Below are 13,174 nucleotides of genomic sequence, written 5' to 3' on the forward strand. Positions count from 1 at the left end.
CGTGGCGGTAAGGTAAGAGTATGCCTAATAATGACGTGAATTTGAGTACAGCTGAGGCGCTTGATGTTGCTGCTGAACGTTTGTCCATTGTGCGATATGTTTTTTTGGTGCAAATTGAAGATGGTATTGCTTCTGCATCGCAACGTTCATCGCTTGAGTATGCTGACGCAGTGTTGATGGGCTGGCCAGATTCTGATTCGAATGATGTGACTATTCCTGATGAAACTTCGTTTAATAATGTTCTTAAAAATGTTCGCAATATGGAAAAGAATATTATTAAGTTTAGCGAATTAGAACGTGATCATGATATTGATGGCATGACATCCATGCTTGCTAAAATTTCGGAATCTGTAGCGAAAATTCGTGGTGCATATCAACCAGATTTCCCTCTTCCAACTTTTGCCGAAATCCAGCGTGTTGTAAAAGATGAGTGGGATGAAGAAATGGGCAATATTAATCCGGATAGCGCAAATGTTGCATCTGGATTAGTGAATGAAACTCAAGTGGAAGACAAGGAATCTGAAGCGAATGAGTCCTGAAATTCACGAAGATGCAGAACGTCGCATGTCTGACCTATTTCATGGCGCGTTTACTGGTAAAGAAGCGGCTCCTCCTGCGGTTGTGAATTCAGTTCATAAACGTACTTCTGCTCGTGGCAATGTGCATGAACGTCAGCGCATTGGAATTATGGGCGGCACATTCGATCCAATACACAATGGCCACTTGGTTGCTGCTTCAGAAGTTGCTTGGGTTTATGATCTTGACGAAGTTATTTTCGTTCCTACCGGTAGGCCTGTTTTTAAGCTTGATAAAAAAGTTACGAATGCAGAAGATCGTTATTTAATGACTGTTATTGCAACAGCATCAAATCCAAAGTTCACTGTTTCTAGGGTTGATATTGATCGCCCTGGAGTTACTTATACTATTGATACTTTGAAAGATATTCACGCGCAGCATCCGGATGCTGAGCTTTTCTTTATTACTGGAGCTGACGCTATTGCTGAAATAATGCAATGGAAAAATGCGCGCGAAATGTGGAATTTGGCTCGATTTGTGGCTGTTACTCGTCCTGGCTATTCGAGACCAGAAAAGCTAGCAGATTCTAATTCTCCGTTAATGCCTCGCCAAATGCATACGAATGATACTGGTATTGCGGCGAATCGTGACGATATGGTTCATTGTGATTCTACGCATTTGCCGGTTGATATTTTAGAGATTCCAGCGTTGTCTATTTCTTCTACTGATGTTCGTCGTCGAGCTGAGCATGGTGAGCCGGTGTGGTATTTAGTTCCAGATGGAGTAGTTCAATACATAGTTAAGCATGGTTTATATCGTGCGTAATTATTGATTTTGTAGGCTTGTCGTTTATCGTCTGTGCAAAAAGTTAGTATTGATTATGTTCATTTCGCGAATTAAAGCGAACTAATGTTTGGAGATATGGTGAGCATCGTCCTTGAAGGAAAGCCAGATAAAAACCTTGTTCTCGTTACCGGTCGCGCACATCCGAAGCTTGCTCGTGATGTAGCTGATCAGCTTGGAATTGATGTACTTGAAACTACGGCATACGATTTTGCTAATGGTGAAATGTATGTTCGCTATACGCAATCTGTGCGTGGTACAGATGTATTCGTGCTTCAAAGCCACAGTGATCCTGTTAACAAGTCCATTATGGAACAGTTAATTATGATTGACGCTTTGAAGAGGGCTTCTGCTCGTTCAATTACTGCAGTATGCCCGTTGCTTGGTTATTCTCGACAAGATAAAAAGCATCGCGGTCGCGAACCTATTTCTTGCCGCTTGATGTTTGATTTGCTAAAGACTGCTGGTGCTGATCGCATTATGAGCGTCGATTTGCATGCAGCTCAGTCTCAAGGATTCTTCGACGGTCCTGTTGATCACTTGATTGCTATGCCAGTTTTGGTTGATTACGTACGTGATCGTTTCCGCGATGATCTTGCAAACGTAACTGTTGTGTCTCCTGATGCTGGTCGTATTCGCGTAGCAGAACAGTGGGCTCAGCGCTTAGGTGGTGGTCCTTTGGCTTTTGTGCACAAAACTCGCGATATCACTTGCCCTAATAAGACGGTTGCAAATCGCGTCGTTGGTGACGTTGCTGGACGCGATTGCGTTATGGTTGACGACTTGATCGATACTGCAGGAACTATTGCAGGAGCTTGCAATGTGTTGAAGGAAGCTGGAGCTAAGTCTGTTACAGTTGTTGCAACTCACGGCGTGCTTTCTGGTCCCGCAGTCGAGCGTTTGAAGTCTTGTGGTGCTAGGGAAGTTGTTTTGACTGATACTGTGCCAATTCCAGAAGAGAAGCGTTGGGATGGTTTGACTGTTCTTTCAATTGCTCCGCTTCTTGCAAGCGCTATTAAAGCAGTGTTTGAGGATGGTTCGGTTGCTAAGCTTTTCGACACTTATCCTGAGCATCACGGACAAGGATTCTTATTTGCTTAAGTATTGATTTCGTACGGTTTGCTTTTCGGCACGCCAATTTGACGTTTTTCGATATTATGGCATAATAGTGACTTGGCGGTTTTTCCGCCGTTCCCTCATGGTGTAATGGCAGCACACGGGTCTTTGGAACCCTTTGTCTTGGTTCGAATCCAGGTGAGGGAGCTTACTTGAAGCGCTACTCGTTGAATCGAGTGGCGTTTTTTGTTTTGAACGCTGCTAATAAGTAATAGAATTACATACAGCGAAATTTATTAAAATAGTATAAGGAGCGTATGCGTGGAAAAGCATGATGTAACTGCGGCAATAATTTTGGCAGCAGGCGATGGGACGCGTATGCGTTCAGAAACTCCGAAAGTACTACATCCATTTGCTGGTAAAACATTTCTCAATCGTGTTATGGATGCCATGAATGGCGTAAATCCTAAAAAACTAGCTGTAGTTGTGCATGCTCAAGCTGAACGCGTAGCTGCTGCTGCTATTAGCTATAACGAAAATGTGCATATTGTAAATCAGGACGAAACTCCTGGAACCGGCAGAGCAGTGCAATGTGCTATTAAAGATCTTAACGAAATTGCTAAAAACGAAACTGGTGAAGCATTAAAAGGAGCTGTGCTGATTGCCGCAAGCGATATGCCGCTACTTGATACGCAAACTTTGCAGTCTTTAGTTGATTTTCACAATAATAATAACAATGTGGCAACAGTTCTTACAGCAGTATTAGACGATGCAACTGGATACGGTCGTATTGTGCGCGAAGCAAACGGTGACGTTTTGCGTATTGTTGAGCATAAGGATGCAAATGCTGGAGAGCTTGCTATTCATGAAGTGAACACTTCTGTATATGTATTCGATGCGACTGTATTATGTGACGCAATTGCAGATCTTAACTCTCAAAATGCCCAAGGTGAGTTCTATTTGACTGATGCTTTGGAACATGCCCGAAAGTTTGGTCATGTTGGTGCAATGTCTGCTCCAGATCCGCTTACTGTAGAGGGCGTAAATAATCGTGTGCAATTAGCTGCGCTCGCAAAAGCACATAATAAGCGTGTGTGCGAAAAATGGATGCTTGAAGGTGTAACTATTCTTGACCCTGATACTACTTGGATTGAAGATAGTGTTACGCTCGCACAAGATGTTACTGTGCTTCCTGGGTGCTTCCTTCAAGGTCGTACTACAGTTGCAAGTGGTGCTGTAGTTGGCCCTTACACGACTCTTATTGATGCGCAAATTGATGAGGATGCTGTGGTTGAACGTTCGCGCGTACAGGAATCGCATATTTGTAGGGCTGCAAACATTGGTCCTTGGACCTATTTGCGTGTAGGAAACGTACTTGGTGAGGAAAGTAAGGCAGGAGCTTTCGTAGAAATGAAGAAAGCTCATATTGGAAATGGCACTAAAGTACCTCATTTAAGCTATATTGGCGATGCTGATTTGGGTGAGCATACGAATATTGGCGGCGGTACGATTACTGCAAATTATGACGGAGTGCATAAGAATCATACTACGATTGGTTCTGGTGCTCACGTTGGCGCAGGAAACCTGTTTGTAGCACCGGTTACTGTGGGAGATGATGTTACTACCGGTGCTGGATCGGTGGTACGTCACGATGTTCCGGCTGATTCTATGGTGTACTCGGAAAATACTCAGCATGTAATCGAAAATTGGAAGCCAGCTTGGGAACGCTAAAAAGCGTTTGTTGGAGAATTAAGGAGTAGTAACGTTATGACAGCTTTAGAAAGTTCAATTAGTGCAATTCGTATTGCTGCCGCTGCTGCAGACCGTTTGAAAGCAACGAACGAGCAGGCTTTTGATGTAAGCGATTTGCTTGGTATTACGGATGCTATGTTAGTTGTTTCTGCTTCAAATGAGCGTCAAGTATTAGCTGTTGCAGAAGAAATCGAAAAAGACTTGTACTTGAAAGACAACAAACGCAAGGCTTTATCTCGTGAAGGCTTGGAATTAGCACAGTGGATTTTGCTTGATTTTGGCGATTTTGTAGTTCATGTAATGCATGAGGAAGCACGAGCATTCTACCGCTTGGAACGCCTGTGGAATGATTGCCCGGCAATCGATTTGCAGCTGCCAGAGCATGCTAGCGAAACTGAAGATTCTAGCAAAACTGAATAATAAGAAGAAAGTACGGTACAAACCATGGTTGATTTCGTAGAAAATGTTGCGAGTAACGTAAATAATTCCATTAATAGTGCGCATGAAGGAATTGCTCGTTCTGTTATGCTTATTCGCCACGGTCAAACTCCGTATAATGCACAGTTCCGTTTGCAAGGCATGATTGATATTGCTTTGGATGAGTCTGGAATGGATCAGGTAACTCGCTCTGGAAAAGCTTTGCGCGTGTTTTTTGGTGCTTCTGACTTAGAAGATCCAAAGGATCCGAACAGCGCTGAGCATGTGCGCATTACAGCGGAAGAAGCGGACGCGAGTTTTGTGGCGATTGCTTCTCCGCTTATTCGCGCGCAGCAGACAGCTCATGCTTTTGCAGATAAGATTGGGCTTCATGTGCAAGTTGAAAATGGTGTGCGCGAGCGTTTCTTTGGCGAGTGGGAAGGTTTGAATCGCCAGCAGATTAGCGAACAGTGGCCGGAAGATTTCAAAGCTTGGGTCGAAGGTAAAGGCGGGGAGCTTCGTCATGGTGCTGAAGCTAAGCAGGAAGTAGGAGAGCGCGCTGCTACTGCAGTAGAAGATTGGACTCGCAAAACTGGCGCAGACCGCGATTTGCTAGTGTTTTCGCATGGCTCTTGCCTTTCGCAAACTGTTCATAAGCTGCTTGGATTAGATAAAGTAGATCCTTCTTACAAAACGATTGGTGGCATGGGAAATGGTCGCTGGGCGCGCTTAATTCCAAGTCTTAACGCGGATGGTTCGATTCATTGGCGTTTGGATGCTTATGATCAAGGTCCTGCAGCTGACCCTACAAGCCAGCGTCTTATTCGCATTTGGGGGGCGGCTTAATCTGCGTAATATCTCCTTTTTACCGCTTAATTACCGAAAGCTACCGTTTAGCGATTTTGTAAAGACAGACTATTTACAGTGCCGTATAGTCAAAATTACAAAACAAAAAGCTAACAAACGCTAACAGTAGTGCACGGAAAGGAGGCTTGATGAAAGTAACTATTGCTATTGTTCCGCCTGAGGAAGAGCAGTCAGTTCAGTTGTCAATTCACAATATTGACGATGAGCTTAAGCGCATTATCGCTCAGTTACAAAGCATTGACTCAAATGATGCAAATGTAAGAAGTGCTGAAAATAATACTGAAATTAATACTTCAGATAAATTAAGCAATAATAATCCATTCATATACGGTTATATTAACGATTCGATTATTGTTATGCACGAGCCGGATGTGATTATGATTTGCGTTGAAAATTCGCGCGTAATCATTCACAGTGATAAAGGTGAGTGCGTTTCTTACAAGCGCCTAATGGATTTCGACAATCCGCAATTCGCGTCGTTTGTGCGCATATCTAAATCCGCAATCGTGAACTTGAATCGCATTGTTCGAGTCGATCCAGGATTCGGCGGAAGTATGAGCGTAAAAATGGACGACGGAAGCGTTGAGTGGATTAGTCGCAGATGCTTAGCAGGGTTCAAAAAGCGCTTAGGAATGTAGTTTTAAGCGTAGTTGAATATAAAACTATCAAAATTTTTAATACTAATTTTTTAATACAAGATTTTAATACTTAAAAAGGAAACGATTATTATGGAAAAGCAAGTTACAACTTTTGGTAAAACAATGGTAAAAAACATTGTTAATGGCATTGGCATAGGGTGCACTATTTTTACTGCAATCAGTTTTGTGTCGAGCTTGTTAGCAAATACTGCGGTTGGAAACAGAATTGCATCTTATGCTGTAGCAACGTTTGTTATAGGCATAAGCTATGGAGTATTCGCTATTTTTTGGTCGAATGAGCGTATGTCAAATCTTGCAAAGTTCGTTTTTGCACTAGTACCACCAATTGCTATTCAATTTATTGTATCGGTGATTGTTGGGTGGATTTCGTTCAAAGATGAGCCAGCTGTGATTTGCGGATGGATTGCGTTCACTGTTATTTTCCCGATTGCGATTGCTGCAATAATTTATTACTTCGAGAAGAAGAAAGCGGAAGAAATGAACACTAGACTGCAAGCATTGCGTAAAGAAAGCAAGTAAAATAGTTACAACTAAATAATCAAGTAAAGAATTGAGTGGTGTTCATCTTCGCCGTTGAGGACGAACGCCACTCGATATTGTATGACGCCTACTATAGACGTACTAATTCGGCGTTTTGCGCGACGACCTGCCTGAGCGTTTAAAGCGTAGCGCGCGAAGGCAACTCGGAGCGGAAACTCGCTTAAGTTGGAAGTCCAGTGGACTTCCAACGCGAGTTTCGTAGTGAGCGCGTTACCCGCGCGAGCGTCCTTCGTTCAGTGCGAAAAATCTCAAATCTCTACCACACTAATATCCACACGACTGAATGACGACGCACTAATCTTTTGCAATAGTTTTGCCGGCAGTAGCTCCAGAAGTCAAGTCCTGAATCTCAGTGATTTCCATAACTGGAACTGCAGCCGGCTTCTTCGTACCTTTTTCTTCAGCCACACGCACTTGCTCTTCGTAAATCGCGTCATCAGTGTGAAGGGTGACGGTTCCGCGGAAGCGATAGCCCTTCTTTTCTGCCAAATTAGCAACTGCTACAACCAGCTGGCTGCCGTCTTGCAAGTTCTTATAATGCTGACCTGCAGTGCGCTCGTGGTAGGCAAGGTGGTTGTCGTCGAGTACGAACATAGACATTTTTGGTCCCAAATCAAGCTCGCCATCTTTGCTTACTGTTGCAATCCAAGCCAAATTATTCGCAATAAATTCTTTCATATCTGCGCTAAGAGTTGCCATAATATTCCTTTCCTAACAAGATTGCGCACTTTCTTCGTACGCAATTTATAAGCCTACATTGCTACATTACGCTGATTTAAAAGTGTATACGAGCGTGTAGCGTAAAAAAATTGTAAGTTGTGATATAAATCACCCAATTCTTCAATAGTTTCGTGGGTGAAATTTATACAGCAAAATACTTGATTGCCACTGTTTTCTGAAGCGTATATCGGAAATTTTACGAAAGAACGCCAGAAAGTTGTACTTTTCACGATTTTACGGCTATTCTGTCTATTTTATAAGCTAAAACGCTTTATAAAAGAAAAATTTTAAAGAATCAACTTTTATAGTTGAAGGGGAAACATTATGAAGGTGAAATATGAAACAGCTAAATCTATAGCTGAACCGCTTTCGGATAAATCGGGCATGCCTCAAGGTAAAAGTGTTCATACTGCTCAGATTATGTTGTTGATTTGTGCTGCTATTTGGGGTGGCAGCTATGTTTCTTCAAAATATGCTCTTGAAGTGTTTCCTGTGCAATGGCTTATGGGCGTTCGTATGGTTGGTGCTTGCGCAATTATGGCTGTTATTTTTTTCAGTACTCTTCGTAAAACTTTTACAAAAAAGCTTATTGTTCCTTCTTTGCTAACTGGAATTACGTATTATGCTACTTTAATTTTGCAAACTGAAGGGTTACGTTCAATTGATCCAGGTCGTAGCGCGTTTTTGACAGCAGCATATTGCGTAATTACGCCATTTTCTGCTTGGTTAATCGTCAAGAAAAAGCCAACTCTTTTAGGATTAGTAGCTGCAGTTATGTGCGTTGCTGGAGTAGGTTTTGTGGCATTAAAGCCTGGAATGCTTGTGCTCACATTGTCTTATGGAGATTTTCTTACTCTATTATGTGCTGCAATTTTTGCTTTTAATCTTACGTTCCTTGCGTATTATTCTCGTAAATATAATCCAGTTACGTTAACTTTTGGGCAATTTGTTGTTTCAGGCGTACTTTTTGTAGCTGGTGCGCTTATTTGTGAGCCTTTGCCAAACTTTAACGCTGCTAATCATTTCTCTATTTTTGCTAATATGTTCTACCTTACAGTAGTAGTAACAGTAGTTGCACAAATTATGCAAAACTATAGTTTGGTGAATCTTTCTACTGCAAACGCTTCTGTGATTATGTGCACTGAAAGTTTGTTCACGCTTTTATTCTCTACTGTTCTTTTTCATGAGCATGTTTCTAACATGGCTTTTGTGGGATTTGCTTTAATATTTGCTGCAATTATTACTGCAAGCTTAGGTGAGCATTATTGTGATAAAAAAGCGAATTGTGAGCTTTCTTATAAAAATAGAGATTTTGAGGTTGCTAAGTCTTAGGCATTTCAGTTTTGTGTAGCTAAGTTTTATGTATATAAGACTTGTGATTTTGTTGTAAGAATGCTCTGACAATACTGTGCAATTTTTGCGTAGAGTGATACCATCATTGTTGTAATAATATTGGTAGTGGAATTTGCATATTTGCCATGCATTTTGGCATTATATTCGCATAAATAATTAAGGTGCATAAGTGAAGAATTTCTTCAAAGGCATATCGTTTACGCAAGTATTAGCTGGATCGCTCGCTGCAGTGACTTCGTTTTTACTTGCTTCGAAAATTGGTATTGCTGGTTCAGTTATTGGCGTAGCTATTGGTTCTATTGTCTCAGCAGTAGCATCGCAGTTGTATCAGAATGTTATTCACGCTTCATCGCGTAAACTTTCGGAAGTAAATCCGAATACTTCTACAGAACAGTCTAATTTTAGTAATGTGTCAGATTCTAGTGTGCGTTCAAATGGTTTAGAGAATGTTGATTCTAAAAGAATTGGAGATGATATTCATATGCAATATTCATCAAATTCATTGCAGTGTAATACTAATCCTTCAGATGACAAAAATATGGCTGTTCAAGATGCAAGATTTGGACGCACTGTTAGTTCGCAAGTCCGTAATCCAGAATTAGAAAATACGCGTATTTTGGAATTGTCGAAATTACGTGAACAGCATGAAGAAGACATGGAACTGTCGGAAGGCACAATTCCAGAGCCGGTGCCGTTATCTAAGGTTGTTAGTGAAAACTACGGTTACTCTTCTGGATCTTACCAAAATAGAAACGATCATCGTACAACAATTGTTGTTGCTGTTATAAGTGCTCTTATAGCTGTTATTGTTACTGCAGGTGCTGTTCTTTTGTTTACACAAGGAAAAGGCACAGACAATATTGATAAGCCTGAAGAAATTAGTCATGAGCAACAGCAAAATCAACCACAACCTAAGCAACGTCTTAATACGAATACTAATCAAGACCATAAGAAATCTCATGATGATTCTGATAGTAAAGATGGTAATGAAGATGAAAATGATGAACATGGCAATGAAAATGCAGATAGTTCGACAGGTGGTCATTCCGATAATGATTTAGGTAGTGATACTAACAATGATTCAGGAACGAATTCAGGTGATGCTGCTAGTGGGAATAGTGGATCGGGTGCTGATAGTTCTGATGCAGGTGCTGGATCTGCTGGATCTTCGGGATCTACTGGTTCTTCAAACAATGTAACTTCTCCTGGTAATGGTGATCAATCTGGAAGTGCCAATGGTAACTAATTTTCGAATTGGTTCTTGAATTGGTTTGCCGAATTGGCGACTAAATTGTTAGTAGAATTCGCAGGATTTTTAGAATTTGTAAGTTGAATTCGACACGCCGCATTTGGATAGAACGGCTATTTGTTGTAACCTATCAAAGGTTCGTTTGAACGGCATAAGTAAAAACGGGGCTATGGCGCAGCTGGTAGCGCATCTCCATGGCATGGAGGGGGTCGGGGGTTCGAATCCCCCTAGCTCCACAAATTTTAAACGTCACCTCTTTTTGGGGTGGCGTTTTTTGTTATTATTTTTTAATTTTTATGCGCCACGCCGTATTTTTTACTGTTTGTCTGCAAGTCGTACTAATAATGAACACCATCGACCAGAGGTCGCGCTCGACAAGAGTAGTAAGCATGAGCTAGGGAAAGCGTTAATTGCTTACAAAAGGGGAGAGCGCCGAAGTTTACTGCTTAATAATCCCAAAAGTAGTGAGCTGGGACTTGGCTTAATATACCAAGGACTGTCGCAGCGAGTCGGCATTCGCTGCGGAGAGCTATCGACACGCTTGCTTTTGCTTGCTTGTTTTTGCCTCTGATTGTCATGAAAGGAGGAAAAATGAGTAGCTCATTATCATCTACTGCTGCACAGAATACTCAGCAGAATACTCAGCAAAATAACGATGTTCATCGAGGATTAAAAACCCGACATATTTCCATGATTGCTTTAGGTGGCAGCATTGGTACCGGCTTATTCGTTGCTAGTGGTGCAACAATCCATATGGCTGGTCCTGGTGGTGCTTTGCTTGCTTATGGTGCGATTGGCATTATGGTGTACTTCCTTATGACTTCCCTTGGTGAAATGGCAACATTTATGCCTATTAGTGGATCGTTTGCATCGTATTCTGGACGTTTTATTGATCCTGCACTAGGTTTCGCAATGGGCTGGAACTATTGGTTTAATTGGGCTATTACGGTTGCGGTGGACGTTAGTACTGCAGCAATAGTTCTGCAATATTGGTTCCCAACAGTGCCAATATGGATTTTCTCACTGTCGGTTCTTATGCTTATTTTGGTTATCAATGTGCTTACAGTTAAGTGCTTTGGAGAAACTGAGTATTGGCTTTCTATTATTAAAGTGTTGGCAGTAATCGTATTCCTTGTTATCGGTTCGCTTACGATTGTTGGCATTGTTGGCGGCAAAGCGCCATTCTTGCAAAACTTCATTCATAAGGACGCTCCATTTGCAGGCGGTGTTCCTGCAGTGTTGTGTGCGTTCGCTATTGCAGGCTTCTCTTTCCAAGGAACTGAGCTTATTGGTATTACTGCTGGAGAGTCTGCAACTCCTGAAAAGAGTATTCCAAAAGCTGTAAAGCAAGTGTTCTGGCGTATTCTTCTCTTCTACATTCTTGCAATTTTCGTTATTGCTTGCATTATTCCTTATACTGACAAGAACTTACTTGGTTCTGATGTAACTGATATTGCTATTAGTCCGTTTACGCTTGTGTTCCAACGTGCAGGGCTTGCAGCTGCAGCGGCAGTTATGAATGCAGTGATTCTGACTTCTGTTATTTCTGCAGCAAATTCCGGCATGTATGCTTCAACAAGAATGCTTTATTCGCTCGCAAAAGAAGATAATGCTCCAAAAGTATTTGGCAAGGTAAGTCTTCGTGGTATTCCTGTTCCTGCGTTGATTGCTACATTTGTAGTTGCTTTATTTACTTTCTTTATGAGTATTTTTGGTTCGCAAATTTACATGTTCCTGGTTGCTGCAAGTGGTTTGACTGGTTTTATTGCTTGGGCTGGTATTGCTGCAGCTCATTATCGCTTCCGTAAAGCATACTTGGCTCAAGGTCATTCCTTAGATGAATTAGTTTATCGAGCAAAGTGGTATCCGTTTGGTCCTATTGTTGCGTTCTTCTTATGTATTCTTGTTATTGTTGGTCAGGATTTGCATTCATTTGCAACGCTTAACTGGCAGGCTATTGGAATCACGTACATGTCCGTGCCGCTATTTATCGTTCTATACATTGGCTACAAGATTAAAAATCATACTCGAGTAATTCCTCTTGAAGAAGTCGATTTAACTCATGTTCGAGTAGCAAAATGAACGAATAGTTTATAAAGTTCAACATCGTTTACGATGTAGAGTTAGATAATGTAAAAGCTCCCAGCGTATATCACTGGGAGCTTTTATTATTGAGTTAGATAACAGAGGAATATGTTTTATGGTTTTTGTGGAGATTCTGAAGATGGTGGAGGTCCTATTAGATCCGCTTTAGCAGAGGAATCTTGGTCGCCCTTTTTTGCTTTATCATTCGGATCTTCTTGACCATCATTTCCTTTATGGTTTCCGTCGCCAGATCCGTCTTCGCTGCCTTTTGTATCCTTATCTTTTTCTTTGTTCTTTTCCTGTTCTTTTTCCTTATCTTTGTTCTTATCTTTGTTCTTGTCTTTGTTCTTGTCTTTGTTCTTGTCTTTGTCTTTATTCTTATTCTTCTCAGTCTTCTGTTTCTTAGTGTCTTGAGTATTTGTCGTCGGCGCTGGTGTTGGCTTTGGCTTTGGTGGGACAACATTTGAACGCTGAATTACAATTCCAGTCGATTCATTTATCTCTTGCTTCTTTGTTTCTTCGTCTTGCTTGTCTTTGTCTTTATCTTTTTTGTTATTTTCATCGATTAATGTAACAGCCAACTCGCGCACTCTTTTTGCTTTGACTGCATACCATTCAGAAGCAGCTAAAGCTTCTACGCTTTGGGAACCAAGTTCTTCAGGAGAGTTTGCTGTGCAAGATACTGCGTCAGGAACCTTTTCGCTCATGATTTTAGCAAGTTCTTTTGCGTTATCAGAGTCACCTTTTGTGAGATCTGTTATTACGCTGTTGTGTACTAAACTTTTCCATACGGCTTTGGCTTTAGAAATTTGTGCAACTTTTATTTCGCACTGTTTGCGAGCTGCTTTAGTGCGTTCAGTCTGCTTCATATACCAAAGTGTGCCAACTGCGCCAAGAGCTAAAGCTAGCACAACAATTCCCACAATGAGAATAATGAGCTTTTTCTTTTGACTCTTTTCAACACTATCGGAGCTATGTTGATTCATATTTGTCCTCTGTTATCTATTGCTGCTCAACATTAGCGCATTTAAATACGCAACTTGTTTATATAATACGCCAAAATGTTTATGTTAGCCACGCTCATGAGCACTAAACAATCAAGATTTTGCTTGTGGAT

Annotated in this window: 13 protein-coding genes, 2 tRNA genes and 1 riboswitch; of the genes, 13 read left to right on the top strand and 2 right to left on the bottom strand. The window is 41.4% G+C overall.

What is annotated here, in order from left to right:
• Positions 1–20 precede the first annotated feature (20 nt).
• The 9 genes from HXT32_RS01845 (at position 21) to HXT32_RS01885 (ending at position 6,629) form a co-directional block, all read left to right on the top strand.
• Positions 21–539, top strand: coding sequence for a hypothetical protein (locus tag HXT32_RS01845; protein WP_004108325.1), 519 nt, complete (start codon positions 21–23; stop codon positions 537–539).
• Positions 529–1,341: a nicotinate-nucleotide adenylyltransferase gene (nadD, locus tag HXT32_RS01850; RefSeq protein WP_004108320.1), complete on the top strand. Its 813-nt coding sequence runs from the start codon at positions 529–531 to the stop codon at positions 1,339–1,341. Before HXT32_RS01845 ends, nadD begins: the two co-directional genes overlap by 11 nt.
• A 96-nt stretch (positions 1,342–1,437) precedes the next feature.
• Positions 1,438–2,460, top strand: coding sequence for a ribose-phosphate diphosphokinase (locus HXT32_RS01855; protein ID WP_032837849.1), 1,023 nt, complete (start codon positions 1,438–1,440; stop codon positions 2,458–2,460).
• A gap of 91 nt (positions 2,461–2,551) precedes the next feature.
• Positions 2,552–2,622 (top strand) — tRNA-Gln (locus tag HXT32_RS01860).
• A 114-nt stretch (positions 2,623–2,736) separates the two neighbouring features.
• Positions 2,737–4,146, top strand: a complete 1,410-nt coding sequence (glmU, locus tag HXT32_RS01865; RefSeq protein ID WP_004108316.1) for a bifunctional UDP-N-acetylglucosamine diphosphorylase/glucosamine-1-phosphate N-acetyltransferase GlmU — start codon at positions 2,737–2,739, stop codon at positions 4,144–4,146.
• Positions 4,147–4,182: 36 nt separating this feature from the next.
• Positions 4,183–4,587, top strand: a complete 405-nt coding sequence (gene rsfS, locus HXT32_RS01870; RefSeq protein ID WP_004108303.1) for a ribosome silencing factor — start codon at positions 4,183–4,185, stop codon at positions 4,585–4,587.
• 24 nt (positions 4,588–4,611) lie between these two features.
• Entirely contained in the window at positions 4,612–5,430 is an 819-nt protein-coding gene (locus HXT32_RS01875) for a histidine phosphatase family protein (RefSeq protein WP_004108300.1), read from the top strand.
• A 149-nt stretch (positions 5,431–5,579) separates the two neighbouring features.
• Entirely contained in the window at positions 5,580–6,089 is a 510-nt protein-coding gene (locus HXT32_RS01880; protein WP_004108298.1) for a LytTR family DNA-binding domain-containing protein, read from the top strand.
• A 90-nt stretch (positions 6,090–6,179) separates the two neighbouring features.
• Complete coding sequence (locus HXT32_RS01885; protein WP_004108296.1) at positions 6,180–6,629, top strand: DUF3021 family protein; 450 nt, start codon at positions 6,180–6,182, stop codon at positions 6,627–6,629.
• Between the two features lie 315 nt (positions 6,630–6,944).
• Here HXT32_RS01885 and HXT32_RS01890 read toward each other — a convergent pair whose 3' ends face one another.
• On the bottom strand, positions 6,945–7,349 hold the full coding sequence (locus tag HXT32_RS01890; protein ID WP_004106472.1) for a pyridoxamine 5'-phosphate oxidase family protein: 405 nt from the start codon (positions 7,347–7,349) through the stop codon (positions 6,945–6,947).
• 345 nt (positions 7,350–7,694) lie between these two features.
• Here HXT32_RS01890 and HXT32_RS01895 point away from each other — a divergent pair, with 345 nt between their 5' ends.
• The 4 genes from HXT32_RS01895 (at position 7,695) to HXT32_RS01910 (ending at position 12,054) form a co-directional block, all read left to right on the top strand.
• Complete coding sequence (locus tag HXT32_RS01895) at positions 7,695–8,702, top strand: DMT family transporter (protein ID WP_415707494.1); 1,008 nt, start codon at positions 7,695–7,697, stop codon at positions 8,700–8,702.
• Positions 8,703–8,892: 190 nt separating this feature from the next.
• Entirely contained in the window at positions 8,893–9,969 is a 1,077-nt protein-coding gene (locus HXT32_RS01900; protein WP_285089276.1) for an ATPase, read from the top strand.
• 166 nt (positions 9,970–10,135) lie between these two features.
• Positions 10,136–10,208, top strand: a tRNA-Ala gene (locus HXT32_RS01905).
• A gap of 114 nt (positions 10,209–10,322) precedes the next feature.
• A riboswitch (Lysine riboswitch) is annotated at positions 10,323–10,512 on the top strand.
• A gap of 150 nt (positions 10,513–10,662) precedes the next feature.
• Positions 10,663–12,054, top strand: a complete 1,392-nt coding sequence (locus HXT32_RS01910; protein ID WP_422119070.1) for an amino acid permease — start codon at positions 10,663–10,665, stop codon at positions 12,052–12,054.
• Between the two features lie 116 nt (positions 12,055–12,170).
• Here the strand turns inward: HXT32_RS01910 and HXT32_RS01915 are convergent, their stop codons facing one another.
• Positions 12,171–13,043, bottom strand: a complete 873-nt coding sequence (locus HXT32_RS01915; protein WP_422119021.1) for an ATPase — start codon at positions 13,041–13,043, stop codon at positions 12,171–12,173.
• Positions 13,044–13,174: the final 131 nt, after the last annotated feature.

The sequence above is a fragment of the Gardnerella sp. DNF00747 genome, from assembly GCF_049262675.1.
Taxonomy (GTDB): Bacteria; Actinomycetota; Actinomycetes; order Actinomycetales; family Bifidobacteriaceae; genus Bifidobacterium; species Bifidobacterium swidsinskii.